Origin of the sequence: Saccharomonospora piscinae (assembly GCF_005862235.1) — a bacterium.
In the GTDB taxonomy this organism is placed as follows: Bacteria; Actinomycetota; Actinomycetes; order Mycobacteriales; family Pseudonocardiaceae; genus Saccharomonospora; species Saccharomonospora piscinae.
Window position 1 is genome coordinate 1,036,882 of the sequence record NZ_VCEK01000003.1, and the last position, 23,953, is coordinate 1,060,834.

A 23,953-nucleotide genomic window follows, 5' to 3' on the forward strand; every position below is an offset into this window, starting at 1 on the left:
CCACGTTTCATTCGGTGGGTGCTGCGATCGCCGATGCGGGCAGTGGTTGAATACCGGCCATGCTGCGAGTGGGACTGACCGGTGGGATCGGCTCGGGGAAGTCGACGGTGGCCGCGCGTCTGGCCGAACTCGGCGCGGTGGTGGTGGATGCCGACGCCGTCGCCCGGGAGGTCGTCGAGCCCGGAACCGACGGTCTGGCCGAGGTCGTCGCGGCGTTCGGCGACGACGTCCTGACTCCCGACGGCGCGCTCGACCGGGCCGCGCTGGCGACGAAGGCGTTCGCGGACGACGCCTCCCGGCAGCGGCTCAATGCAATTCTGCACCCACGGATCGGTGCGCGGACGGGCGAGTTGTTCGCCGAGGCCGCGCCGGACGCCATCGTGGTCCACGATGTGCCGCTGCTGGTGGAGAACCAGCTCGCACCGGCCTACCACCTCGTCGTCGTGGTGGACGCGGACGAGGACGTGCGGGCGCGCCGTCTCGTGGAATCCCGGGGAATGGGCGACGCGGACGCGCGGGCGCGCATGGCGGCGCAGGCCACCACCGAGCAACGCCGTGCGGTGGCGGATGTGTGGCTCGACAACTCCGGTTCCCGGGATGCGGTGCTCGACCGGGTCGACGTCCTCTGGGCGCGTCGGCTGGTGCCGTTCGAGGCGAACGTCCGCCTGCGCCGGACCCGGCCCGCCGCCGCGCCCGCGGTCGTACCACCCGACCCGACGTGGCCGGAGCAGGCCGGGCGGGCGCTGGGCAGGATACGGGCCGCGGCGGGTGAGCACGCCCTGCGCGTCGACCACATCGGGTCGACCGCGATTCCGGGACTCCCGGCGAAGGACGTCCTGGACTGCCAGCTGGTGGTGCCGTCGCTCGCGGCCGCTGACACGATCGCGGATCCGCTGTCCGACGCCGGGTTCGTCCGCGACGACCGGCACGAATGGTTCGACCACCCCGTCGGTGACGAGAACCGGTGGACCAAGCGCATGCATCTCGGGGCCGATCCGGAGCGACCGGTCAACCTCCACGTGCGTGCGGCCGACGGCCCGGCCTGGCGGCGGGCCCTGCTGTTCCGGGACTGGCTCAGGGACACCCCGCACGAGCTCACCGCCTACGCGGAACTCAAGTCCCGGCTGGCGGCCGAGCACGCGGAGGACGCGGAAGTGCTCCCCTACGCCGAGGCGAAACAGCCGTGGATCAACGCGGCGTTCGGCAGGGCGGAGGAGTGGGCCGTGCGCACGGGCTGGACCGCGGACGACGCTGAGCCCCGGTAGGCGGGCTCAGCGGGGCGCCGGGTGACGGCGCCAGGTGGTCGCCATGCCCCGGCTCGCCAGCCAGCGTGGCAGGTCGTAGGCGTGTTCCGCGAGCGCCTCGACGGTGTCGTAGGTGCGTTCGAGCGCGTCGCGAGCCTGTTCCTGGGACAGCAGCCCGCACACCGTCGCCTCAAGGAGTTCGTCGGTGTCGAGCACCGTCACCGACCGGCCGGTGCGCACGGCGAGATCGAGATACAGATCGGTGACCTCCCACACCGCGTCCCCGACGTCGATGGTCACGACGTCGACATAGAAGTCCTGGTCGAGTTCCTGGCCAGGGCGGAACCAGAAGTCGGTGACCCGCAGTCCCAGCGCGGGCAGCAGCCACGACTCCAGGTAGTCGAACTGGGTCCGGCCCGGTGCCGGCCGTGCCAGGTAGAGGCCGAACGGTTCCACCCGGTACTCGTCCACCGCCCTGGCGACCCCCTTCGGGTCGACGTTCACGCGCGCCGACAGATCGAACCGCTCCCGCTTCGGTGGATGTGGAGCCATAGCCCGCATCCTGGTCCATTCCCGCGGTGAGAGCCAGGTCATTAGAGTGTGCGCGTGCACCGGCAGACCGACGACGACAAGTGGATCGCGGAGATCGCGGTCGCGCTCGCCGAGCGCGAGGACGAGCTGACCGGCGACCTCGTCGCGTTGTACGCGCGGGAACTTCCGCACCTGGTCCACGACGACGAGCGCATGGTGAGTCTGCTGTCGGCCAGCGTGTACCAGAACATCGACACGGCACTGGGCCTGTTCCGGCACGGCATCGACCCGCACCGGGTGGAGGCTCCCGCCGCGGCGGTGGAGTACGCCCGCAGGCTCGCCCAGCGGGGGACGCCCGTCACCGACCTGATCCGGGCCTACTACCTGGGACAGACCGCGATCCTCGAACGCGCGCTGGACGAGGGCGCCGTCCGCATCGCCGACCCCACCGCGCTCAGTTCGTCGATGCGGCACGCCCTGACCACGAGTTTCCGCTTCATCGACCGGGTCACCCGCCAGGTCCTGTCCGCCTACGAGGAGGAGCGCGGCCGGTGGCTGCTCAACCGCAGCGCGGTGCGGGCCGCGCGCGTGCGGGCCGTACTCGACGACGACGCGGCGGACGTCGGCACGAGCGAAGCCGCCCTCGGCTACCGGCTGCGGGGCGACCACGTCGGGCTGGTGGCGTGGTATCCCGCGCGGGACCACCCGGCCGATCCGCTGAGCGCACTGGAGACGCTGGCACATCGGCTGGGCGAGGCGGGCGAGAGCCACGACCCGCTGTTCGTGCCCCATGACGAGGTGAGCGCGTGGGTGTGGTTGCCGATGCGTTCGCTGCCCCTGGACGCCGCCGCGGTCGAGCGGGTCGTCGCCGAGGCCGCTCCGGGCGCCAGGGTCGCGCTCGGTGATGCCGCCGCCGGGGTCGCCGGGTTCCGCCGTACCCACCGCCAGGCCGTGCGGGTGCAGGCGCTCGCGCTGGCCGCGGGGGAGTCGTGCGCTCCCGTGCTGACGTTTCGCGAGGTGGGAGCGGTCGCGCTGATGTCCTCGGATCTGCCGTCGGCGCGCACCTGGGTGGAGGACGTGCTGGGGCCGCTGGCCGAGGACGACGCGCAGCAGGAGCGGCTCAGGGAGACCCTGCGGATCTTCCTCGCGTGCGGAGGCAGCTACACGGCCTCGGCCGCGCGGCTGACGATGCACAAGAACACCGTCCAGTATCGCGTGCGCAAGGCGGAGGAACTGCTCGGTGAACCGCTGGCCGAGCGCAGGCTGGACGTCGAGCTGGCGTTGCGGTTGTGCGAGAAGCTGGGCGGCGCCGTCCTGCGCCGAACGTGACCACGGGCTTCGTTCTCGCGGACCAGACGGGTCGGTCAACGTTGGTCGCTCGACACGAAGAGTGTTCGCGGTTGGCCCGATACGCTCCCCGCATGGGGTCCGCATTGCCTGAACCGGGTGACACAGTGGTCATGGCTCGTGTGCGCCGCGGAGTCGTCGGGGAATCACGACGGGTGAGTCACGTCGTGCCCGTTCCGCGCGCCACCGGTGTTCCCGACCAGCTCAGCGCGTTGTGCGGCGCGGTGTTGCGGCGTGGCGAGACCGAGTGGCTGTCCACACTGCGGGGCATGCCGTGCGAGCGGTGCCTGACCGTGGCGTCGCGGCAGGCCGCCGCCGAGGTGCTGCGCCCCGCCGGATAGGCCGGTCCGGCTCGCGGCCGACTGTCGGAGGGTGCGCCTACTCTGGTGGCGTGGCTTTCGCGACCGAACACCCCGTACTCGCGCACTCCGAGTTCCGGCCCGTCACCGAGATCCCCCGATCCGACGGCCGGTTCCGCGTGGTCAGCGACTACGACCCGGCAGGGGACCAGCCCGCCGCCATCGACGACCTCCAGCGCCGCCTCGGCGAGGGCGAGAGGGACGTCGTGCTGCTCGGCGCCACCGGGACGGGCAAGTCGGCGACCACGGCCTGGCTGATCGAGCGGGTGCAGCGGCCCACGCTCGTGATGGCCCCCAACAAGACCCTGGCCGCCCAGCTGGCCAACGAGCTGCGCGAGTTGTTCCCGCACAACGCGGTGGAGTACTTCGTCAGCTACTACGACTACTACCAGCCCGAGGCGTACGTGCCGCAGACGGACACGTACATCGAGAAGGACTCGTCGATCAACGACGACGTCGAGCGGCTGCGGCACTCCGCGACCATGAACCTGCTCTCGCGCCGGGACGTCATCGTGGTGTCCAGCGTGTCCTGCATCTACGGTCTCGGCACGCCGCAGTCCTACCTCGACCGTTCCGCGCGACTGGCCGTCGGCGAGGAGGTGGAGCGTGACGCGTTCCTGCGGGCGCTGGTGGACGTGCAGTACACCCGCAACGACCTCGCGTTCGCCCGCGGCACGTTCCGGGTCCGGGGCGACACGGTGGAGATCATCCCGGCGTACGAGGAACTCGCCATCCGGGTCGAGTTCTTCGGCGACGAGATCGACAAGCTGTACTACCTGCACCCGCTGACCGGAGACATCGTCCGGGAGGTCGACGAGGTGCGGATCTTCCCGGCCACCCACTACGTCGCCGGGCCGGAGCGGATGGAGAAGGCCATCCGCGGCATCGAGTCGGAGCTGGAGGAGCAGCTCGCCACGATGGAGAAGCAGGGGCGGCTGCTGGAGGCCCAGCGCCTGCGCATGCGCACCAGCTACGACGTCGAGATGATGCGCCAGGTCGGGTTCTGCTCCGGCATCGAGAACTACTCGCGGCACGTGGACGGGCGCCCGTCGGGCTCGGCACCCGCCACGCTGCTCGACTACTTCCCCGAGGACTTCCTGCTGGTCATCGACGAGTCACACGTGACGGTGCCCCAGATCGGCGGGATGTACGAGGGCGACGCCTCCCGCAAGCGGACGCTCGTCGAGCACGGTTTCCGGCTGCCGAGCGCACTCGACAACCGGCCGCTGACCTGGGAGGAGTTCTCCGACCGGATCGGGCAGACCGTCTACCTGTCGGCCACTCCCGGCCCGTACGAGATGGGGCAGACGGGAGGCGAGTTCGTCGAACAGGTCATCCGCCCCACCGGCCTCGTGGACCCGGAGGTGGTCGTCAAACCCACCGAGGGCCAGATCGACGACCTCGTCCACGAGATCCGGACCCGTGCCGAGCGCGACGAGCGGGTGCTCGTGACCACCCTGACCAAGAAGATGGCCGAGGACCTCACCGACTACCTGCTCGAACTCGGTATCCGGGTGCGGTACCTGCACTCGGAGGTCGACACGCTGCGCCGGGTCGAGCTGCTGCGGCAGCTCCGGTCCGGTGACTTCGACGTCCTGGTGGGCATCAACCTGCTGCGGGAGGGACTCGACCTGCCGGAGGTGTCGCTGGTCGCGATCCTGGACGCCGACAAGGAGGGGTTCCTGCGCAGTGGAACCTCGCTGATCCAGACGATCGGGCGCGCGGCCCGCAACGTGTCCGGGCAGGTCCACATGTACGCCGACACGGTCACCGACTCGATGCGCTACGCCATCGACGAGACCAACCGCAGGCGCGCGAAGCAGATCGCCTACAACACCGAGCACGGCATCGATCCCACGCCGCTGCGCAAGAAGATCGCCGACATTCTGGACCGCGTCTACACCGAGGCCGAGGACTCGGAGGAGGAGATCGAGGTCGGTGGGTCCGGCCGCAACGTGTCGAGGGGCAAGAAGCCCGAGCAGGGCGATCGGGTCCGCAGCTCCGGGGTGCTCGTCGACCGCGACGTGACGACGATGCCGAGGGCGGAGCTGGCCGATCTCATCCAGCAGATGACCGACCAGATGATGCAGGCGGCCCGGGATCTGCAGTTCGAGCTGGCCGCGCGGTTGCGCGACGAGATCTCCGAGCTCAAGCGGGAGCTGCGGGGGATGGACGCGGCCGGAGTGCGCTGATCGAGGAGCCGCGCTTACTCGACGGCGGGGTCGGGTTGCAGCAGGCCGAACAGGTTGCCCTCAGTGTCGCCGAAGAACCCGATCCAACCGATTCCGCGGATCGCGTTCTTCGGCGTCACGACGCGGCCGCCTGCCTGCTCGATCTCGCGGGTGAGCAGGTCGATGTCGTCGACCTCCATCGTCAGCGGGAAAGCGTTCACGCTGGCGTCCGGTTCGGGCATCGGCCCCTCGCGCTGAGCCAGGCCACCGTCGATGCCCTGGCCCTCGCCCGTGGTGATCAGCCAGTAGGGCTCGGTACCCCACCGCTCGAACGACCATTCGAACACGGTGGTGTAGAAGGTGATCGCGCGTTCCGGGTCGCTGGCGTGAATCTCGAAGTGAACGGGTCGAGGCATACGGTCTCCTCGGGCGTGACGGTGAGCACCAGGCGAGTACCACGGCCAGCGGCAGGTACTCCGAAACTGTCGGAGGTCGGCGGCAGACTTCCGGTCACCTGGTGTCGGCGGATTGCGGGGAGACACGGATGGCGCTGAGTGTGCAGGTGACGTTCGACGCGGCCGATCCGCGTTCGCTGGCCGAGTTCTGGGCGCTGGCCCTCGGCTACGAGGTGCAGTCGCCGCCCGAGGGGTTCGCGTCGTGGGACGCCTTCTGCGAGCACATCGGGCTGCCGCGCGAGTTGTGGGACTCGCGGTCGGCGGTGATCGATCCGAGTGGGCAGGGTCCGCGCTTGTTCTTCCAGCGGGTACCCGAGCCGAAGTCGGCCAAGAACCGGGTTCATCTGGACGTGAACGCCAGCCGTCACACCGGTGGTGAACACGGCTGGCGGTTGGTGCTGGAGAAGGCCGACGCGCTGGTCGCGGCCGGTGCCACGGTGGTGAGGGAGGTCGACGAACCGCTGGGCCGGTGCCTGGTGATGCGTGATCCCGAGGGCAACGAGTTCTGCGTGCAGTAACAGGTGCCGCCCACGGCACCGGCCCGCGGTCCGCCTCAGCTGGTGATGTCCCTGGTGGCGAAGCGGCGGGCGGCCAGCAGGCCGAACACGGTCGCGAACGTCACGGCGGAGAAGACGCCCGCTGCCATGTCGGTCCAGTCGACGTCGGTGGCGATGAGGTCCATCCACGCCATCGCGAAGTGGGTCGGAAGGAACTCCCGCAGATCGCCGAGCGCGGTGATCTGGTCGAGGATCTGCGACAGGATCGAGACCAGTACCGTCCCGCCGACAGCGCCCAGCGGCGCGTCGGTCGACACGCTCAGTAGCAGGCCGAGCGCGGCGACCCACGACAGCTGGATGATGATGTAGACCGTGCCGAGGCCGATCGCGATCAGGCTCTGGCCGAACGACACCGAGTCGCCCGTGGGGCTGATCGCCTCGCCCGCGCCGTACCAGATGACTCCGACCACGACCGCGACCAGCGGCAGCAGCGCCAGGGTCAGCGCCGAGAGCAGCGCCGAGGCGACGGCCTTCTGCCGCAGCAGGCGGTGTCTCGGCACGGGGATCGCGAGCAGGTACTTCATGCTCGACCAGGACGACTCGCTGGCGATCGTGTCCCCGAAGTACAACGCGACGATCATCGGGAGCAGGAACGAGCCGGACACGAGCAGCGCCACCACGACGAAGTTCGGCGCACTCGCCGTGGCAAGGTCGATGAAGGCGCCCGAGCGGCGGTTCGCCTCGGCGTCGCCGATCTCGAAGGCCACCACCAGGATCACCGGCAGCAGCGCGACGAGTGCGAGCACGAGCTGGGTCCGGCGGCGACTGAGCTGCCTGCGCAGTTCCACCCCGAGCGACAGCGTGGCGCTCGCGCGGTAGCCCGCCACGCCGCCGTCGGGACCCACGTCCGCGCCGCCGCCGGCTCCCGCCGCGGTCAGCTCGTCGAGCGCGGCCGGGTCGGTGTGGACGCCCTCGTCCTGGTGGGTACGGGGTTCGTCGGTCCTGCTCATCGCTCGGGTTCCCCTTCTCCGACCAGCTGGAGGAAGGCGTCTTCCAGCCTCCGCCGTGGGCCTGCCTGTTCCACCGCCACGCCCGCGCGGACGAGCACGGCGACGGCCTCCGACCGCGACAGGCCGTCGAGGTCGGCGTGGACGAGATCACCGTCGGTGTACACCGTCACCACGCCGCCGACCTCGCGCAACGCGGTCACGGCCGCCTCGGTGTCGTCGACGCGGAACGTGGCCTCCCCGTTCGCGGAGACGAGGTCGCCGACCTCACCCGCGGCCACCAGGGCGCCCCGGTGCATGACGACGACGTGGCTGCACGTCTGTTCCACCTCGGCGAGCAGGTGGCTCGACACGAGCACCGTGCGGCCCGTCGCGGCGTAGCGGCGCAGCACCTCGCGCATCTGGTGGATCTGCGGCGGGTCGAGCCCGTTGGTGGGTTCGTCGAGTACCAGCAGCTCGGGCAGCCCGAGCATGGCCTGCGCGATGGCGAGGCGTTGCCGCATGCCCTGGCTGTAGGTGCGCACGCGCCGGTGTACGGCGTCGCCGAGCCCGGCGATCTCCAGCGCCTCCGCCATTCGCGCCTGTTCCTCGGGGCGCCCGGTGGCGGCCCAGTACAGCCGCAGGTTCTCGGCGCCGGAGAGGTGGGGCAGGAAGCCCGAGCCCTCCACGAAGGAGCCGATGCGGGACAGCACCGGCGCTCCGGGCGAGATCGTGTGGCCGAACACGGTGATGTCGCCCTCGGTGGGCTGGATGAGCCCCATCAGCATCCGCAGCGTGGTGGTCTTGCCCGCGCCGTTGGGGCCGAGCAGGCCGAGCACCTGGCCGCGCTCCACCCGGAACGACAGGTCGCGCACGGCGGTGAGGCCGCCGGGGTAGGACTTGGTGAGGTCGCGGATCACGAGCGGCGTGTCGGCCAGTTCGGGATCGAGGTGGTGGGAGCGGCGGCGCCGCAGTGCCGCGACGGCGGCGACGAGCAGTGCCGCCACGAGCACTCCACCGATGCCGAGCAGTGGCCCGATCGGCCACCCTGACGTGACGTTGGTGCCGGGCACCGTCGGCACCGACAGGGCGGAGTCACCGGGCAGCGACACCCGGTAGGCCGCGGGCTCGGTGGGCGTCGCGTACGCCTGGTCGGTGGTGGCCACGACGAGCTGGAGGCTGTGTCCCGACTCCAGCGGCCGCACGATGCCCGGGAGCGTGACGGTCACCTCGACCGGTGTGCCGTCCTCGGGCAGCGACGGCACGCGGACAGGAGCGACCGCGCTGCCCGGCAGGCTGCGCGACCCGTCCGGGCTGACGTCGTAGAGCTTGACGTAGAGCACCGCGTCCTGCCCGCGGGTCGAGTCGCCGGCCGCCGCGACGTTCAGGGTGACCGTCGGCGCGCCGGTGATCAGCAGTTGCGAGTTGACGGGCTCGCCCGCGAACGTCGCGGACTGGCCCGGCGGGTCCACGGCGAACAGCCCCGACAACCGCGAGGAGTTCGCGAGCACCCGGTTGAGCCCGGGGATGCCACTGACCGCCGCGGGAGTGGCACCCGGCGGTCGCTGTGCGACCTGCTCCCCGCCCTCCAGAGTGACCTCCCGGCGCGGGGTGTCCGGCGAGCCGAGTCCCGGGTAGGTGCCCGTTTCCACGGTGCGCACCGAGGGAGTGCCGTTGGTGCGCAGGGCACCCTGCACGTCGTAGGCGAACGCGGCGCCCGGGTCCTCGCCCTCACCCGTGAGGTGGTGTTCGAGGTAGTCGCCGATGGTGCCCCGCAGCTGTGATCCCGGAACGCCGCCGTCGTGCCCGCCCGTGTACCAGATGACGGAGACGTCGCCGCCCGCGTCGCTGATCTGGCGGGCGTTGGCGTCGGCCTGTGCGAGCCCGAACAGCGTGTCGGCCGTGCCCTGCACCAGCAGCGTCGGCACGGTGATGTCGCTGGTGACCGAGGCGGGAGAGACGCGGTCGAGCAGCGCCCGCGTCTCGTCGCCGGCCACTCCGTCGGTGGCGAGGTCGGTGTAGGCGGCGCAGACCTGCTCCGTGTACCGCCCGCACGGACCCGCGCCCTGTGGCGGCTCCGGGGGCCGCTGGGCTCCGGACGGCAGGCTCGCGCCCGCGCCACCCGCGCCGAATCCGGCGTCCTCGTTTTCGTCGGGATCGTCACCGGGCTCGGGTGCCTCCGCGCCGGGTCCGGACGGGCGTGCGGGGCCGAGCCCGGCCGAGAACAGCGACCCGGCCCACGCCTGCCGGAACACGCCGCCGTCGGCGAACACGCCCGGTGCCGGGGTCGCGGTGTCGACCTGCCCGGTGGTGCCCGAGTTGGGCAGCAGGGCCTGTCCCAGGTCGTTGTAGGTCATGACGGGTGCGATGACGTCGACCCTGGGGTCCGTGCCCGCCAGCAGCAGAGCCAGCCCGCCGCCGTACGAGGCCCCGGTGACGCCGACACGGGGATCGCCGTCGGCGTCGAGCCGGACCTCCGGCTGATCAGCGAGGTAGTCCACGAGCTGCGACGCGTCGGCGACTTCGTAGTCGGGGTCGTTCAACGCGATCTGCCCCGTGCTGCGCCCGAAGCCCCGCGCCGAGTAGGTGAGCACCACCAGGCCGCGTTCGGCCAGCTCCTGCGCCTCGCGGGAGACGCTGTTCTTGTCGCCGCCGAAGCCGTGCGGCAAGAGGACGGCGGGAGCCGGGGTCTGCTCCGGCAGGTACATCGTGGCGTCGAGCTGCTCCCGCTCCTCGGAGCCGGGCGCTGCGCGGACGTCGATGGTCGCCTCGTGGGTCGCGTAGGCGGGTGGTTCCTCACCGTCGTCGACCCACACCAGGACACCGGCCGCCAGGACGGCGACCACGGCCAGCAGGGTCAGCAGGCGCGCACGACTGCTCCGAGGCAACAGGGTTCGGGGCACGCTTGTCACACTATTGGGCGTTTCCTGAGAGTTCGCTCCGGGTTGTCCTTCCGGCCCGCGAAGGTTGTGCGTTGTGAGCGAGGTTACATCGCTGTGGGCGGTGACGCTGGCGACCCTCACTGGTCATGGACGGTCACAACGACCAGGATGAGCACGTTTGTGGAGGGGAGTATTCCTTCGCGGCGGAGTCGTCAGCACGGCTGTCCCCAGTGGCACCCGGCGCCGCCGGCCGGCCTGTGCCGGTGGAAGAGACCTCCGGTAGTGGCCCTGACGCGCTGGCCGGAGGTTGGCATACATGAACGTGCCCTTGTGGGTGTGGATCGCGACGGTCGGAGGCCTGCTCCTGCTGATGGCCGTCGACCTGGTGATCGTCGATCGCAAGCCGCACCAGGTGACGACCGGCGAGGCCGCCCGGTGGGTGATCTTCTACGTCTCCTGTGCCGTGGTGTTCGGTATCGGCGTGTGGTTGCTGGGCGGCCACGACCCCGGCGTCGAGTTCTTCACCGGCTACATCACGGAGTACTCGCTGTCGGTCGACAACCTGTTCATCTTCATGGTGATCATGTCGTCGTTCCGGGTTCCGGCCATTCACCAGCACCGCGTGCTGCTGATCGGCATCCTGCTCGCGCTGGTGATGCGGGCGGGGTTCATCGCGGTCGGCGCGGCGCTGATCGCGCAGTTCGTGTGGATCTTCTTCGTGTTCGGCGGCTTCCTCGTGTGGACGGCCGTCAACATGGTCCGCAGCAAGGACGAGCACGAGGAGTACAACGAGAACGCGGCCACCCGCTGGGTGCGCCGCTTCTACCCGGTCACCCAGGACTACGTCGGCCACAAAATGACCGTCAGGCAGGACGGCAGGCGTTTCCTGACGCCGATGTTCGTAGTGATCGTGGCCATCGGCAGCGCCGACCTGCTCTTCGCCGTGGACTCCATCCCGGCCATCTTCGGTATCACGCAGGACGCCTACCTGGTGTTCACGGCGAACGCGTTCGCGCTCATGGGCCTGCGCCAGCTCTACTTCCTGCTCGGCGGACTGGTGGCCAAGCTGGTCTACCTCTCCTACGGCCTGGCGATCATCCTGGGCTTCATCGGCGTGAAACTGGCGCTGCACGCGCTGCACGAGTACCACGTCACCCCGGATTGGCTGGTCATCAACAACTGGATGTCGCTGGGCGTCATCGTCACGGTGTTGACGGTCACGACCGTGGCCAGCCTCGCGAAGGCCAAGCGCGACCCGAACGCGGTCAGCTCGCTCAACCTCCAGGCCGAAGCGCCCGAGGAGAGCGAGAAGGAACCGGCCCGTGACGGCTGAAACCGTTACCATCGCTAACGAGTTGGGCTAGGGTTCGGGGCATGCGCCCCACAGACCTCGAACGGGTGGCCGTCCCCGGCCGCCCCGCCCTGCGGGGCGAGCTGCTGCTGACCGCGGTGGCTCGCCCCGATCCGCGTTCCGACAGCTACCGCGGCGCGCTCGTGCGCGTCGGGCCCGACGGCGTCACGGCCTGGACACACGGGGAGCGCGACACCGCACCGGCCGTCACGCCCGACGGCCGCTGGGTCGCGTTCCTGCGCGCGCAGGGCTCCGACGCCCCACAACTGCACGTCATGGCGTCGGCCGGGGGCGAGCCGAGGCGGCTGACCTCGCTGCCGCTGGGGGCGGGTGCGCCGGTGTGGTCGCCGGACTCCAGCCGCGTCGCCTTCGTCGCCCGCGTCGCCGAGGAGGGCCGCTACGGCACCGGGACCCGCCCCGACGGCGAGGTGATCCGTGCTGAGGCCGAGGCACCCCGTCGGATCACCCGCCGCGACTACCGGATCGACGGCGAGGGCTTCATCCGCGACCGGCCCAGCAGGCTGTTCGTGCTCGACCTCCCCCCGGCCGGCGAACTCGCCACCGACCCGGTTGAACCCGAGCCGCTCACCGATACCGCGGCGTCGGTGAAGGACCCCTGCTGGACACCCGACGGCACGGGCGTGGTCGTCGTCGCGCCACGCGACTGGGACGCCGAGGAAACGCTGCACAGCGACCTCTACGTCGTGCCGGCGGAGGGCGGGACGCCGCGACGGCTGGTGCCGTGCCCCGGCACGGCCGCGCACCCGGCTGTCGACCGCGACGGCACCGTCTACTTCTACAGCACCGAGTTCGACGGCCTCGACGCCGCGGCCCGCAACGCGGGGCTGTGGGCGAGCGACCTCGACGGCACAACGCCCCGCAGGCTCACCGACGTCCAGACGGTGGACTGCGACCCGGCCTGCGGCCCACTCGTCCCGCGCTCCGGCGACGTCCTTGTGGCGGTGCGCCACCGGGGCGCGGTGGAGCTGCGTGGCGTCCCGCGCGACGCCGACGGCGCCACGCTGGAGACGGTGCCGCTGCTGGCCGGAGAGGGGGCCGCGGTGCGGTCCTTCGCCGCCGACGGCGATCGCGTCGCCGTCGTGTGTTCCGGTCCCACCGACACCGGCGAGGTGCTGCTGGTGGAGGCCGACGGCGCGGCGCGGGTGCTGAGCGACTTCTCCGCGCCGCTGCGCGAGACCGGGGTGCTCGCGGCCACGGAGGTGACGGCCACCGCGCCCGACGGCTACCCCGTGCACGGCTGGGTGGTGGCGCCCGAGGGCGAGGGCCCCCATCCGGTGCTGCTGGTGGTCCACGGTGGCCCGTTCGCGCAGTACGACCGGGGCCTGTTCGACGAGGCCCAGGTCTACGCCTCGGCCGGTTACCTGGTCGTGCTGGGTAATCCTCGCGGCTCGGCCGGCTACGGCCAGGCACACGGGCGGGCGGTGGTCGGGGCACTCGGCACCGTGGACGCCGACGACCTGCTCGCGCTGCTCGACGTGGTGGTGACGAGGCCGGACGCCGATGCCGACCGGGTCGGCGTCATGGGCGGCTCGTACGGCGGTTTCATGACCGGCTGGCTCGCGGCGCACCACGGTCACCGCTTCCGGGCCGCCTGGAGCGAGCGCGCCGTGAACGCCTGGGACTCGTTCACCGGGGCCTCGGACATCGGCTGGTTCTTCACCGGTGCGTACGTGGGTGACGACGTGGCCGAACAGCGCAGGCGTAGCCCGCTGACCTACGCCGACCGCATCACGGTCCCGTTCGCCATCGCGCACTCGGAGCAGGACTGGCGTTGCCCGCTGGAACAGGCGCAGCGGCTGTTCGTCGCGCTCAAGGCCACCGGCTGCGAGACGGAGTTGCTGCTGTTCCCCGGCGAGGGCCACGAGCTGACTCGGTCGGGCAGGCCGCGGCACCGCATCCAGCGGTTCGAGGCCGTGCTGGAGTGGTGGCGGCGGCACCTGCCCCTCAGTTGACCATCACGTAGTTCAGTTCCTCGCACACCCGCGACAGCGGCACGTCGAGCCCGGGGTGGTCGAGGGGCAGCAGGACGTCGGGAACCGGGGGAAGCGCCCCGCCCGCGGGTGGGTCCCACAGGCACACCGCCGGTTCCCCGGCGTCCATCGACGAGCGGTACCAGATGCCGTCGATGTCGCCGTAGGCCGCGCGGATGGCCCGAGCCCACGCCTGCGTGATCTTCTTCGGGCCGCTGGAGATCTCCTGTGACGCGCCGACGCGCGTCGGCCACAGCCCGGACAGGTCGAGCAGCCGCAGGGTGCGGGCCGGTCGAGCGACCACCAGGTGCGGGCCGCGCGTGCGGCGGTCCACGGTCGACGTCGTCTGGTACACCTCGGCGACGCTGGTGCGCACCGACAGCCCGAAGTAGAGCACGCCGTTGCGCGGGTCGGTGACCATCTCGCCGTGCCGGGGCTGTTGCGGGTCGAACCGGCCGTGGGGCAGCGGCCCGGTGTAGCGGAACGTGTCCCACTGCTGGGGGTGCCTGCCGTGCGCGGTGTACACGCGGACGAGCCGGGTGGCCGGGTGGACAGCGACGATGTCCTCGGTCGGGCGCAACGCGTTGACCAGTACGGCCCGCGACGGCGGCCGGGGCAGTCTTGCCATGAACTGTGACTAACCGATCCGGGGCGCGGGGTCAGAACGGGGTTCCGAGGGTGGACGCCAGCGGCGCCACCAACTCCGGATCGCCCCCGGCGAGCAGCCACTGCCGGGGTGTCGCGGGCCTGCCGTTGATCACCAGGTCGGACTGCGCCGTGCTCATGAACGCCGCGACCACCAGCGCGGGCTGATCGGCCGGAACCGCGCGCAGCACGACGTCGAGCCCGGGCAGCACGCCACTGGGCGTGAACTGCCAGGCCGGTAGCCGCCACCCGCCCTGCGCGGCCTTCCAACCCGTGAGCCGGCCTTCCTTGAGGCGATGGCGGATGCGACTGTCGTCGACCCCGAGCAGCGCGGCGGCCTCGCTCACGGTGAGAGCCGAGTCGGCGAGCACCGCGTGGGCCGCCACCGTCCTGGCGCGGTAGTCGGTGTCGTGGGCACTCTGGGGGGAGAGGTCGAGGCCGACATCGCGCAGGGCCGCCTGCTGGTCGGGCGAGAAGTACTGCGACGGATTCGGGCTCGGGGGCGTGAGGCGCCGGGCCGCGTCCTCGACGAGCGCCAGGAACTTGGAGGGGTTCACGTTGAGCCCCGCCTTGGCCAGAACGTTCTCGAGGGCGATGGTCGTCATACCGCCTAGAGTAACCCGGCTGTGCGGGTTCGTGCGCTTCGGTGCCCGAAAAGCGCCGGAATTCACCGGAATCGACACACAACGCACAACACTCAACACACACTGTAGCCGGTCGCCCGGAGAGACGGTACCCGACTGCTCTGTCCAGGCCGCGCGATCGCCGCGCAGGTTCACCCGGGTGGCCGCGCGCGCTAGCGTCGGCGGACGTGAGCAAGGTGATCGACAGCGTGTCCTGGGTCGTTGTTCAGGATCGAAAGGTGCTGTTCGTGCGGACGCGGGGCAAGGCGAAGTTCTACCTGCCCGGAGGCAAGCGTGAGGTCGGCGAGGACGATCTCACGTGCCTGCGGCGGGAGGTCCGCGAGGAACTGGACGTGGCGGTCGACACGGGCGCGGCCGAGGTGCTCGCGCGGCTCGACGAACTCGCCGACGGCCATTCCGACGGCACGCGCGTGCAGATGACCGCCTACACGGCGCCGCACCGGGGCGAGCTCCGCCCGGGGCGGGAGATCGCCGAACTGGCATGGCTGTCGTCGGCCGAGGGGGACCGGTGTCCGCCTGCGGGGCGGCGAGTGCTGCGCCTGCTCGCGGAGCGGGGCGACATCGACTGACCTGGCTCGGCCGGTGCGGTTCAGCGACGGGTCTCGTGCACGTGGTGCCAGCGCAGACCAGCTGACCCGGCTGCGTCGACTCGCAGCAACGCCGTGACGATTCGCTCCGCGTCCGGACTGCCGTCGACGTGGTGCTGTTCCACGAAGCGGACGAGCACGGATCCGACGGACCGATCGACCACGGTGACGTCGCTGACGGTGATCTGCAGGCCCGGACGCGTCCCGCCTGCCGAGGCGAGCCCGTCGAGCACCGCTTGCCCGGGTACGACCTCGCCGTCGACGGTCACCAGGGAGAAGTCCGCCGTGTGCGCCGATCGGAACGCTTCGAGTGCTTCCCGGTCCGAGGAGTCCGACAGCCACTCGACCAAGCGGTCGTGGTGGGCGGCGATCTCGGCGGCTATCGTGTCTACCCCCTGCGCCTGCGCCATGCCTGCGATCGTAGCCCCCGCCGCACCCGGAGACGTTGTCGCGGCGGCGGGTGACGGCTGGACGAGCCTGGCGAACAGCGACGATGTCCTCAGTCGGGCGCAACGCGTTGACCAGCGTCGCACGCGAAGGTGGCCTGGCAGTTTTGCCACAAACTGTGACTAACCGATTCGTTGGCACTGTGTTCGACCCGAGCAATTCCAATCAGGCTTTTCTCAGTAGTGTCCGGTGTGTTCGTATTGGGCGAGGACGAGGGCGGCTTCGATGATGGGGCCGATTCGTGGTTCCTCGAACTTGATTTTCGCAATTTTAGTCCGATAAGGGGCTCTACGCCTATCCACACCCTCCGGTTCGACCACCAACAACCAGCAAGGATTCAACCTACCGAGAAAAACCTTAGTGAAAGGTTTAGAGAAGTGATGATCAGTCGAAATGCAGCCTGCTATACTTGCGATGTGCTTACTGGAGGAGGCGAATGAGTGTCGCCGTTGAACCGCGTGCACTGACTGTTCTAGAGCGTTCCATAGTTGACCGGATTCTGCAAGTGGACTTCTCCGGGGTGGCAGAACTCCGGAGGCAACTGGACCTGGTCCGAGTGGTGGCCCGCTGGGCAGTCGATTCTGTCAGTGTGGACCTGCAAGTCGTTGGTCATCCTCCCCGTTCTCCGGTGCAGCCCGGAGTCGCGCCGGTGGAGTGTCTGGTGAAAAGCGACGGCGGTCAGTTCGTCGGCGAGATACTCCTGTGGACAGAGTTCGGCATGTTGGCTGCCCTGGAGTACGCCTGGTACGGCGATGAACCTCCTGCTTCGCTTCCAAAGGCTGGTCAACTGGTCACTCGTTCACAACAGCAACTGCTTCGGGGATAAACCGAGCGACGCCAACAACCTCGATGAGCACTTCAGGGGCATGGTGAGGAAATGGGTTCGACACGATGACTGAGTACAACTATTCGGCACATGACCTCATGTGTATGTGCGATGGTCGCAGGCCGGGAGTTCTCATGAAGAAGGACGGTGAGGTTCATCGGTTCTTCGACTCAGAGTCGGGAGAATTTGGGTCTGCCGGGCCGAGGGGTATCATTACGTACTTCAAGTCCGACGGTGGTCTAGATTAGTTCAGGGGCAGGCTGGAGTTTGAGGTTCCATAAATGAGCATTTATCCCTGCCCCTGCTGTGGGCGCCTCGTCCACGAATCCCCGCCTGGCTCCTACCGGATCTGCCCCGTTTGCGGCTGGGAGGACGACCTGGTTCAGCTGCGCTGGCCCGGCATCAGAGGCGCCAATCGTTGTTCCCTAATCGAGGCTCAGTGGCTCTATCGCGAATCCGGAGTCGCTGATCCCAAGTTCATTCCAAAGGTTCGTTTCCCGAACGAATCCTGGCCGCTGGAAGTCGGATTTCGGGTGATCATCCCTGATTTCGATGACTTTGAGCCGGATGGATTGATGGAAATGGAATGGCCGGAGGATGGCACGCGGCTCTACTGGTGGAGGCCGTCCTTTTGGAGGCGGTCACGTGGGGGTGTCGATTCGGAAGCGTGATGGCCTCGGCTCCGAATCCGCGGCGACATCACAGATTTCCAATCTTCTCATTGAAGGGTTGAGGTAGCAAATATGAAGCCCGTTAGGTTTGTCCTGACGGGGCTTCTGCATGGGGTGACGGCAGTGGTTGACGGCAATGTCAGCGGACGATGACTCTGCACGGCGGCGGGTCGTTGCCGTCGTCGCGGGTCGGCTCGTGGCCCTGGTATGTATCGGGAATAACCATCATCGAAGGAACTGAGACGTGGTTGAGATTGAGACGTTTCTGAAGTGTGCGAACGGTGGGTTTGTGCAGGTGGAGGCCTGTCGTACTCCGCCGCCAGACCTGGACTACATTGAGGGGGCTATTCGACTGTCCGTTGATGGATTGGAAATCATCGGCAAGGAAGAGTGGGATTACGTTGATCAGCTCTGGTGCTATATCGCCGAAATGGTAGGGAAAATGCAGTCGTCGGGTTATGCGGAGACGTATTTCCCGGATCAGCCAATCAAGCTCTATTTTCGGGCCGCGGGGTCTCGCGTCTTGGTTGCCGTCAAGATCGGAGAAGAAACGAGGACGGCAAATGCTTCATTTGCGGAGTTCCTGGAGGCTGTCAAAGCGGCTGGCTTGATCTTCTTCAGGAGGATGTCCGAGCTTGTCCCGGCTGTTTCGTATGCCGAGGCGCAGCAGGAGCTGTCAGCTTGAACAAGCCAGAGGCCCCGCCGGGCACTATTTCCGGGTGAGGGTAGCCCCTTCGATCGGGGCACCATTGGGCCGGGAGCATCCGTTCTGGGTACGCGAACGCGGCCGTTGCGGAATACGGGCAAGATCATCGATGCGGTCAAGGATGCGTTCAGGTGGCAGGACAAGGTTGAGTTTGCTCGGCGGAGTTTCCCGAAGTTGGCGGGGGGATCGAGAAGGGCATTAACAAGCTCCGCAAGGACCCGGGGTGTAATAGTTTTGTTCCTGGGACGCAGGTGTTGTTGGCTGATGGGTCGAGTAAGCCGATCGAGGAGGTGGAGCTGGGCGACCGGGTGCTGGCCACTGAGCCTTTGCCAACACATGATCAGGTCGGCAAAGGCTCAATGTCTTTGGCCTCTCCGAAGACGGGCGTGGAGTCCCTGGTAGTGCAGGCGGCGGTTGCGGGACTGGCAGGAAGCCGGGGTGTTTGACCGGCTGCACGAGGTGCTGCTAGCTGATTCGAACGAGGCGGCGGTGATCGACTGGTCGCGGACGTGTGTGGACGCCTCGCACCTGCGCGCGAAAAGGAGGCTTGGACCGGTGCCTGTGCCCTCACTAGCGTGGCTAGGACAAAGCCACGAATTGAACACTGACGTCCTCAACGGCACGGCTAGCAGATTGGTGTGGGCCTCGCCCGCGCTGCCAGGAGCCCGGCACGCCCTGGTTCCCAGGGCACCGCCTAATTACTGACTCACATCGCCGGGTTCAGTCTGCCTATTGCACATGTTCGGAGCGTCACCACATGGTGTCATCCGGTGTGATCTCGTCGTGTGCTTGCCGTAGCCAGGAGCGGATTCGGCGGAATCGCCGCCGTATCGCACGAAGTATCCGGCGTATCCGGGGCCTGCTGAATCCACCTGCGGTCGGCGGCACGGTTCGCGAATTCTTTCTCAGCATCGCCGGGTCCAGGTCTCGAACTCGTTCCACACGTGCTGGGCCACCTCGGTCTGGCCGTGGTCGTTGAGGTGGGCGTGGTCGTCGCTCCAGTGGCCCTCGGTGTCGTTGTAGGGAGTGTCGATGAGCGGGCGCAGGTCGATGACGCGAGTTCCGGTGTCGGTGGCGACACGCTGGATCACCTCGGCCCAGTCCGCCCAGGGGCGGCGGGATTCGGGCCAGTCGATGTCCGGGTAGATCGTGAACACGAGATCCACGCCGGGTCTTGCGGTGCGCAGTTCGGTGACCAGTCGCCGGAGGTTGCGTTCGGCGTGGGCGAGGTCCCAGTTGTTGAGGTACTCGTTGGCGAAGACGCCGCCGACGAGCACCAGGTCCGGTTGGGTGTCGCGAATCGCGTCGAGTGCGGCGACAGTGGAAGGCCACCGGCCTCCGGGGAGGAAATCCCAGATCATGGCGCCGTTGCGGGCGTGTACGTCGGTGGTGGTGTTCCAGGTGGCGTCGGCCGCGCGGGCGAACTGAGCGACCCAGGCGTGCGGTGTGGGGGAGTAGGTGCCGTCGGGTGAGTCGTAACCGGTGGTGCCGTAGCCGGTCTCGCTCGACGGGCCGAGCACGGTCAGATCCGCGCGGTCGGCGCACCAGCCCGTCGGCATGTCCTGAGCTGTGGCCGGCGGTATCGCCGCGATCGATGTCGCGGTCAGTGCCGCCGTCGCCGATGCGAGCACTCGGTGCGTTCTGCGCACGGAACTCCTGTTTATGCGTGATGAGCCGTCGCTGCGTGTCAACGGTTCATCGACATCTCCGGCGCGTGGCGACGACCATCACCACGCGCAGCCTGGCCAGTAAATTGCCGCTTTCGCGGCAGGTCGAAGCAAGATCCACAGGCAGTATCGAGGCGAGAGGAAAGTCCGTTACAGGGGCCGTTGAGTTGTTATCGAAGATAAAGCTGATTCTCTTGTTTCGTCACCATTTCGCGGCCGAGTGGAAATTTACACGCCTTCTCGGTGTGCTAGGCACGGCCAGAGTGGCGAGCGGAGCTATCGCTCGCGTCGTCCACGAGAGGGTCAGGAGCCGGGACACTCGGAGAAGAGCAGCCCGTCGACGAGTGCGCGGAGCCCCTGGGGGTAGGTGTCGTGTGCTGCCAGGGCAGGCCACTGGTCGGCGATGGCCGCCAGGTGCGGCACTCGCGCCGGGTCGAACCGGGTGAAGTCGATCTCGTGGCGGGGGATCGACTCGGCCTGTGCCTGTTCACGGCCGGAATGGGCGCGGACGAGAATCTCGCCGACGGTGTAGTACCAGATGTCGCGGAAGGCGACGACCGCCTGTTCGGGAGTGCGGCCGGCTTCGATCGCCCCGCCGACGATGGTCTCGACCGTCCAGAGTGCCGATTCGTCGAGCAGCCCGAGGAAGCCGTCGGTCGTGAGGACCTCCGCGGCCCAGGGCCAGGCCGCGAGCGTGTCGTGCATGGCGGTGGCTGCCGCGATGACACGCTCGCGCGGGTCGCGTGGCAGCGTGGGCCGTTCCGCCTGTCCGGCATGGTCGTTGAGCAGCTGGACCAGCAGGTCGCCCTTGTTCCGGACATGGTGGTAGAGCGTGGTCGCCCCGATGCCGAGTTCGCCCGCCAGTCGGCGGATGGTCAGCTTCTCCCACCCGTCGCGATCAATGAGCCGTCGAGCCGCCTCCAGGATTTCCGCGCGGGAGGTCAGGCGTGGTCGGCCGGTACGGCCGTGCGGTGTGGTCGATCGGGACACCGCCCCATGATGCCTCTCGCTCGGCTCGTCCGGGGCCGCCTCGACGTCGACGGGGCTCGCTGCTAGTTTTGGAACGTGTTCTAAAAGTCGCCCAACGGAGCGCCCCTCGGCTCCGCCGCGCACCTCACACCCGCCTGCCGGTGACGTCCGAAACCCCTCTGCGCCCGAGCGGCGCGCCTGAAAGGAGCACAGTTTGATGACCACATCGCAGCGCCCCTACGCGGTCGGAGCGATGTACGCGGGCCTCTGCCTGACCGTCGTCGCGCTGATCGTGCTGTACGTCGGCCATGCGAACGCCGACGTGCTCGCCGAGCATGTCCGGGCGGGCTATCCCGCCTACCCCGAGGCACGCATCGACGCCGCGGTCACCACCTACCTGGCCTACCTGTCCGTGCTGGGAGCGCTCGGCATCGCGGGCTGGCTCGCGACGATCCGGGCCGTCAAGGCCGGTAAGCGGTGGTCAGGCGGGCTCGCGACCGCGCTGTTCGTCGTCGGCACGGGTCTCGCCCTGATGAACCTGGTCATCAAGGACACCTCCGGAGACACCGGACTGCCGCCGTTGCTGGGCTGGACCGGGATGCTGCCGTGCCTGGCAGGGCTGGTGGCGATCGCGCTGCTGTGGCGAAGGCCGGGCACTCTCACGCGGTCCGCGTAGCTTGCTGTGCTGGGGGCTACATTGCCGCTGTGAAGGTCATCGGTCAGCGGGAGCTCCGCACCAACTGCGCTGCGGTCATGGACGCGGTCGAAGCGGGCGAGACCTACCACGTCACTCGCAACGGCGTGGAGGTCGCCGAGGTACGTCCGCTGCCTCGTCGTCGGCGGCTGACCGCGGAGGAGCTCGTCGAGCGGCACAGGGCCATGCCGAGTTCGACTACGACCGGCCGCACCGCCTGGATCTGATGATCCCCGCCATTGCGTCCGCGCGTGGTCGTCGAGGTGTGAGCGGGCCGCATCGGCCCGCTGTTCACCAGCCGCGTTCGCGCCACTGGCCGAGCTTCGGCCGCTCCGCGCCGAGCGTGGAGTCGTCGCCGTGGCCGGGGTAGAACCACGTGTCGTCCGGAAGCTGCCCGAACACCCTGTTTTCCAGGTCGTCCATGAGGCTGGTGAAGGCCTCCGGAGTGGTCGTCTTGCCGGGGCCGCCCGGGAACAGCGAATCGCCGGTGAACAGGTGCGGGTGACCCTGCGGGTCCCGGTAGAGCAGGGCGATGGAGCCCGGCGTGTGGCCGCGCAGGTGGATGACCTCCAGCGTCACGTCGCCGACGGTGACGGTGTCCCCGTGCTCGACGTACAGGTCGGGCGGCACCGGCAGCGCGTCGGCGTCGTCGGGGTGGGCCACCGTGTCCGCGCCGTGGGCGCCCCCGACGGCACCGAGTGCCTGCCAGTGGTCGGCGTGCTGATGCGTAGTGACGATGGTGCGCAGCGAAGGGCGGTCGGGTCCGTAGCCGATGAGGTCGGACAGCCGCTCGGGGTCGTTGGCGGCGTCCACCAGCAGGGCTTCGCCGGTGGCGCGGCACACGAGCAGGTAGGCGTTGTTGTCCATCGGGCCCACCGACACCTTCGTGATGGTGAGCGCGTCGAGCGTGCGCCGCGCGGCGGCACCGCCCGGTTCGACGTGGCCGGTGTACTCCTCGGTGACGTTCACGCTCCTACGGTAGTCAATCCGCGATGTCCACCCCGGGCGAGGTCGGGCGGTGAGCCGTGATTACTGTCGGCTGCTGACCGCGTCGTCGTTTCTGGGGGAGCGTTCGTGACCGTCGCCAGCCGCCCGCCCTCGTCGCGGCGCATCAGCTGGGACGTCGTCCGCGTGGTGGCGATCCTGTTCGTCGTGCTCGGCCACGTCACGGGCCTGGCCTCGGACATTCCGGGCATCGAGCCGTATCCGGTGCAGGTGCGGCTGTCCTTCGGCACCGTGACGTTGCTGGTGCTGTCGGGCTACTTCATCGGCCCGACCCTGCGGCGTGGCAACGCGGGCCGGTGGTTCCGGGCACGGCTGGCGCGGCTGCTCCCGGCCTACCTGGTCGCGGTCGTGCTGGTCTACACGGTGACACGGTTCGCGGTGGTGCGGTTCAACGGCGGCACCCACCAGGGCGGGCTGTGGGGGTTGCTCGTCGCCGAGCCGATCATGCCGGAGGACCGGGGGCCGGGCGCGCTGCCCGCCTGGCACGTGCCCGACCTGAACGACCTCGTCCTGCACGTGCTGTTGCTGCACGAGTGGAACCCCGACGGCTGGCACCGCATCGACGGGTCCTACTGGACGCTGCCCGTGCAGGTGGCCGCGTTCGCGTGCGCGGCACTGTTGTGGCGCGCGAAGCTGCACCGCAGGGTCGGCGCGCCGGTAATGCTGTGGGCGGCGATGGGTCTCGCCGCCGTGGCGCCGCTGCTGGGGGAGCTGATCAGCACCCTGCCCGGAGCGACCGGCATGAACCGGGCCTACCTGTTCGCGGCCGGGGTGGCGATCTGGCTGTGGCAGCAACGCCGCCTGCCCACCGTGCAGCTCGCGGGACTGCTGGGTGCGGCGCTGGTCCTGCAGTTCTTCCGCAGCCATTCGCCCGCGCTGCCGGTCGTGCTGGCGTTCGCGGTGATGCTGGTCGCGATGTGCGCGGCGGCACGCGGACCGGACTGGGACGTGCCCGTGCTGCGCTCGCTGCGGCGCCCCATTTCCTGGCTGGCCGGCATCAGCTACTGCCTGTACCTCGTGCACCAGCAACTCGGCTACGTGCTGGCGCGGGCGCTGAGCGAGGCCGGGGTGTCGCCGTGGTGGCTACGCTTGTCCCTGGTGCTGGGTGCCGTGGTGCTGCTGGCCTGGCTGCTCACCGTCTGTGTCGAACGGCCCGCGTACCGGGCGCTGACCCGGCGCCCCGCTGTGGCGTCCCCCACGGAGCCCGGCGGTGCGAGGTCCGTTCCTGTCGGTGGTGCGACCTAGCATGGACACCGCCGACGTGTTCGGCGTTCCACA

24 protein-coding genes are annotated in these 23,953 nt (G+C 69.1%); 14 read left to right on the top strand and 10 right to left on the bottom strand.

Annotation, left to right across the window (positions count from 1 at the left end; genetic code table 11):
- Nucleotides 1-59 precede the first annotated feature (59 nt).
- Nucleotides 60-1,265 (top strand): dephospho-CoA kinase, encoded by a 1,206-nt coding sequence (gene coaE, locus FFT09_RS16035; RefSeq protein ID WP_138383150.1) that lies wholly within the window; start codon nt 60-62, stop codon nt 1,263-1,265.
- A 6-nt stretch (nt 1,266-1,271) separates the two neighbouring features.
- On the opposite strand, the gene FFT09_RS16040 is transcribed toward coaE, so the two are convergent.
- Nucleotides 1,272-1,796 carry a ribonuclease FAU-1 family protein gene (locus FFT09_RS16040; RefSeq protein WP_081191084.1) on the bottom strand — a complete coding sequence of 175 codons (525 nt, stop codon included), beginning with the start codon at nt 1,794-1,796 and terminating at the stop codon, nt 1,272-1,274.
- A 54-nt stretch (nt 1,797-1,850) separates the two neighbouring features.
- Here FFT09_RS16040 and FFT09_RS16045 point away from each other — a divergent pair, with 54 nt between their 5' ends.
- The 3 genes from FFT09_RS16045 to uvrB all read left to right on the top strand — a co-directional run bounded on the left by FFT09_RS16045 (nt 1,851) and on the right by uvrB (nt 5,673).
- Entirely contained in the window at nt 1,851-3,104 is a 1,254-nt protein-coding gene (locus tag FFT09_RS16045) for a PucR family transcriptional regulator (protein ID WP_138383151.1), read from the top strand.
- A 185-nt stretch (nt 3,105-3,289) separates the two neighbouring features.
- Nucleotides 3,290-3,463, top strand: a complete 174-nt coding sequence (locus FFT09_RS16050; protein ID WP_338066642.1) for a hypothetical protein — start codon at nt 3,290-3,292, stop codon at nt 3,461-3,463.
- A 50-nt stretch (nt 3,464-3,513) separates the two neighbouring features.
- Nucleotides 3,514-5,673 carry an excinuclease ABC subunit UvrB gene (uvrB, locus tag FFT09_RS16055; RefSeq protein WP_138383152.1) on the top strand — a complete coding sequence of 720 codons (2,160 nt, stop codon included), beginning with the start codon at nt 3,514-3,516 and terminating at the stop codon, nt 5,671-5,673.
- A gap of 14 nt (nt 5,674-5,687) precedes the next feature.
- Here uvrB and FFT09_RS16060 read toward each other — a convergent pair whose 3' ends face one another.
- A complete protein-coding gene (locus tag FFT09_RS16060) occupies nt 5,688-6,068 on the bottom strand; it encodes a VOC family protein (RefSeq protein ID WP_081191082.1) in 381 nt (126 codons plus the stop codon).
- Between the two features lie 128 nt (nt 6,069-6,196).
- Here FFT09_RS16060 and FFT09_RS16065 point away from each other — a divergent pair, with 128 nt between their 5' ends.
- Entirely contained in the window at nt 6,197-6,625 is a 429-nt protein-coding gene (locus FFT09_RS16065) for a VOC family protein (protein ID WP_138383153.1), read from the top strand.
- Nucleotides 6,626-6,660: 35 nt separating this feature from the next.
- On the opposite strand, the gene FFT09_RS16070 is transcribed toward FFT09_RS16065, so the two are convergent.
- Together FFT09_RS16070 and FFT09_RS16075 are read right to left on the bottom strand one after the other, a co-directional pair.
- A complete protein-coding gene (locus tag FFT09_RS16070) occupies nt 6,661-7,614 on the bottom strand; it encodes an ABC transporter permease (RefSeq protein WP_138383154.1) in 954 nt (317 codons plus the stop codon).
- Complete coding sequence (locus tag FFT09_RS16075; protein ID WP_138383155.1) at nt 7,611-10,493, bottom strand: alpha/beta fold hydrolase; 2,883 nt, start codon at nt 10,491-10,493, stop codon at nt 7,611-7,613. Before FFT09_RS16075 ends, FFT09_RS16070 begins: the two co-directional genes overlap by 4 nt.
- Nucleotides 10,494-10,788: 295 nt before the next feature.
- On the opposite strand from FFT09_RS16075, the gene FFT09_RS16080 reads away from it, so the two are divergent.
- Nucleotides 10,789-11,805 carry a TerC family protein gene (locus FFT09_RS16080; RefSeq protein WP_081191078.1) on the top strand — a complete coding sequence of 339 codons (1,017 nt, stop codon included), beginning with the start codon at nt 10,789-10,791 and terminating at the stop codon, nt 11,803-11,805.
- Between the two features lie 41 nt (nt 11,806-11,846).
- Nucleotides 11,847-13,796 carry a S9 family peptidase gene (locus tag FFT09_RS16085; protein WP_138383156.1) on the top strand — a complete coding sequence of 650 codons (1,950 nt, stop codon included), beginning with the start codon at nt 11,847-11,849 and terminating at the stop codon, nt 13,794-13,796.
- Here the strand turns inward: FFT09_RS16085 and FFT09_RS16090 are convergent.
- Both FFT09_RS16090 and FFT09_RS16095 read right to left on the bottom strand, forming a co-directional pair.
- Nucleotides 13,789-14,442, bottom strand: coding sequence for an RES family NAD+ phosphorylase (locus FFT09_RS16090; RefSeq protein WP_024877865.1), 654 nt, complete (start codon nt 14,440-14,442; stop codon nt 13,789-13,791). The genes FFT09_RS16085 and FFT09_RS16090 overlap by 8 nt on opposite strands.
- 31 nt (nt 14,443-14,473) lie before the next feature.
- Nucleotides 14,474-15,064 carry a MerR family transcriptional regulator gene (locus tag FFT09_RS16095; RefSeq protein WP_081191076.1) on the bottom strand — a complete coding sequence of 197 codons (591 nt, stop codon included), beginning with the start codon at nt 15,062-15,064 and terminating at the stop codon, nt 14,474-14,476.
- A 206-nt stretch (nt 15,065-15,270) separates the two neighbouring features.
- On the opposite strand from FFT09_RS16095, the gene FFT09_RS16100 reads away from it, so the two are divergent.
- Nucleotides 15,271-15,672, top strand: coding sequence for an NUDIX hydrolase (locus FFT09_RS16100; protein ID WP_208544430.1), 402 nt, complete (start codon nt 15,271-15,273; stop codon nt 15,670-15,672).
- Nucleotides 15,673-15,692: 20 nt separating this feature from the next.
- Here FFT09_RS16100 and FFT09_RS16105 read toward each other — a convergent pair whose 3' ends face one another.
- On the bottom strand, nt 15,693-16,100 hold the full coding sequence (locus FFT09_RS16105) for a hypothetical protein (RefSeq protein WP_138383157.1): 408 nt from the start codon (nt 16,098-16,100) through the stop codon (nt 15,693-15,695).
- A 473-nt stretch (nt 16,101-16,573) separates the two neighbouring features.
- Here FFT09_RS16105 and FFT09_RS16110 point away from each other — a divergent pair, with 473 nt between their 5' ends.
- From FFT09_RS16110 to FFT09_RS16120, 3 genes are all read left to right on the top strand, one after another.
- A complete protein-coding gene (locus FFT09_RS16110) occupies nt 16,574-16,963 on the top strand; it encodes a hypothetical protein (protein WP_208544431.1) in 390 nt (129 codons plus the stop codon).
- Nucleotides 16,964-17,244: 281 nt separating this feature from the next.
- Nucleotides 17,245-17,634 (top strand): CPCC family cysteine-rich protein, encoded by a 390-nt coding sequence (locus tag FFT09_RS16115; RefSeq protein ID WP_081191073.1) that lies wholly within the window; start codon nt 17,245-17,247, stop codon nt 17,632-17,634.
- 244 nt (nt 17,635-17,878) lie between these two features.
- Nucleotides 17,879-18,319: a hypothetical protein gene (locus FFT09_RS16120; RefSeq protein WP_081191072.1), complete on the top strand. Its 441-nt coding sequence runs from the start codon at nt 17,879-17,881 to the stop codon at nt 18,317-18,319.
- Between the two features lie 926 nt (nt 18,320-19,245).
- Here the strand turns inward: FFT09_RS16120 and FFT09_RS16125 are convergent.
- Nucleotides 19,246-19,989 (bottom strand): SGNH/GDSL hydrolase family protein, encoded by a 744-nt coding sequence (locus FFT09_RS16125; protein ID WP_138383158.1) that lies wholly within the window; start codon nt 19,987-19,989, stop codon nt 19,246-19,248.
- A gap of 321 nt (nt 19,990-20,310) precedes the next feature.
- Nucleotides 20,311-20,997: a TetR/AcrR family transcriptional regulator gene (locus FFT09_RS16130; protein ID WP_244231381.1), complete on the bottom strand. Its 687-nt coding sequence runs from the start codon at nt 20,995-20,997 to the stop codon at nt 20,311-20,313.
- A gap of 196 nt (nt 20,998-21,193) precedes the next feature.
- Between FFT09_RS16130 and FFT09_RS23070 the strand changes: the two genes are divergently transcribed.
- On the top strand, nt 21,194-21,652 hold the full coding sequence (locus FFT09_RS23070) for a hypothetical protein (RefSeq protein WP_208544432.1): 459 nt from the start codon (nt 21,194-21,196) through the stop codon (nt 21,650-21,652).
- Between the two features lie 29 nt (nt 21,653-21,681).
- Nucleotides 21,682-21,897 carry a type II toxin-antitoxin system Phd/YefM family antitoxin gene (locus tag FFT09_RS16140; protein ID WP_138383159.1) on the top strand — a complete coding sequence of 72 codons (216 nt, stop codon included), beginning with the start codon at nt 21,682-21,684 and terminating at the stop codon, nt 21,895-21,897.
- 64 nt (nt 21,898-21,961) lie between these two features.
- Here FFT09_RS16140 and FFT09_RS16145 read toward each other — a convergent pair whose 3' ends face one another.
- On the bottom strand, nt 21,962-22,639 hold the full coding sequence (locus FFT09_RS16145) for an MBL fold metallo-hydrolase (protein ID WP_138383160.1): 678 nt from the start codon (nt 22,637-22,639) through the stop codon (nt 21,962-21,964).
- A 105-nt stretch (nt 22,640-22,744) separates the two neighbouring features.
- On the opposite strand from FFT09_RS16145, the gene FFT09_RS16150 reads away from it, so the two are divergent.
- The gene (locus tag FFT09_RS16150) at nt 22,745-23,920 is read left to right on the top strand and encodes an acyltransferase family protein (protein ID WP_244231382.1); all 1,176 of its coding nucleotides are present in this window, start codon (nt 22,745-22,747) and stop codon (nt 23,918-23,920) included.
- Nucleotides 23,921-23,953: the final 33 nt, after the last annotated feature.

What these genes read in the sequence shown, in the direction of transcription:
- FFT09_RS16070 (WP_138383154.1), bottom strand. Translation starts at nt 7,614, where the DNA reads ATGAGCAGGACCGACGAACCCCGTACCCACCAGGACGAGGGCGTCCAC.
- FFT09_RS16065 (WP_138383153.1), top strand. Translation starts at nt 6,197, where the DNA reads ATGGCGCTGAGTGTGCAGGTGACGTTCGACGCGGCCGATCCGCGTTCG.
- FFT09_RS16085 (WP_138383156.1), top strand. Translation starts at nt 11,847, where the DNA reads ATGCGCCCCACAGACCTCGAACGGGTGGCCGTCCCCGGCCGCCCCGCC.
- FFT09_RS16095 (WP_081191076.1), bottom strand. Translation starts at nt 15,064, where the DNA reads ATGACGACCATCGCCCTCGAGAACGTTCTGGCCAAGGCGGGGCTCAAC.
- coaE (WP_138383150.1), top strand. Translation starts at nt 60, where the DNA reads ATGCTGCGAGTGGGACTGACCGGTGGGATCGGCTCGGGGAAGTCGACG.
- FFT09_RS16040 (WP_081191084.1), bottom strand. Translation starts at nt 1,796, where the DNA reads ATGGCTCCACATCCACCGAAGCGGGAGCGGTTCGATCTGTCGGCGCGC.
- FFT09_RS16080 (WP_081191078.1), top strand. Translation starts at nt 10,789, where the DNA reads ATGAACGTGCCCTTGTGGGTGTGGATCGCGACGGTCGGAGGCCTGCTC.
- FFT09_RS16115 (WP_081191073.1), top strand. Translation starts at nt 17,245, where the DNA reads ATGAGCATTTATCCCTGCCCCTGCTGTGGGCGCCTCGTCCACGAATCC.
- FFT09_RS16105 (WP_138383157.1), bottom strand. Translation starts at nt 16,100, where the DNA reads ATGGCGCAGGCGCAGGGGGTAGACACGATAGCCGCCGAGATCGCCGCC.
- FFT09_RS23070 (WP_208544432.1), top strand. Translation starts at nt 21,194, where the DNA reads ATGACCACATCGCAGCGCCCCTACGCGGTCGGAGCGATGTACGCGGGC.
- FFT09_RS16110 (WP_208544431.1), top strand. Translation starts at nt 16,574, where the DNA reads ATGAGTGTCGCCGTTGAACCGCGTGCACTGACTGTTCTAGAGCGTTCC.
- FFT09_RS16060 (WP_081191082.1), bottom strand. Translation starts at nt 6,068, where the DNA reads ATGCCTCGACCCGTTCACTTCGAGATTCACGCCAGCGACCCGGAACGC.
- FFT09_RS16090 (WP_024877865.1), bottom strand. Translation starts at nt 14,442, where the DNA reads ATGGCAAGACTGCCCCGGCCGCCGTCGCGGGCCGTACTGGTCAACGCG.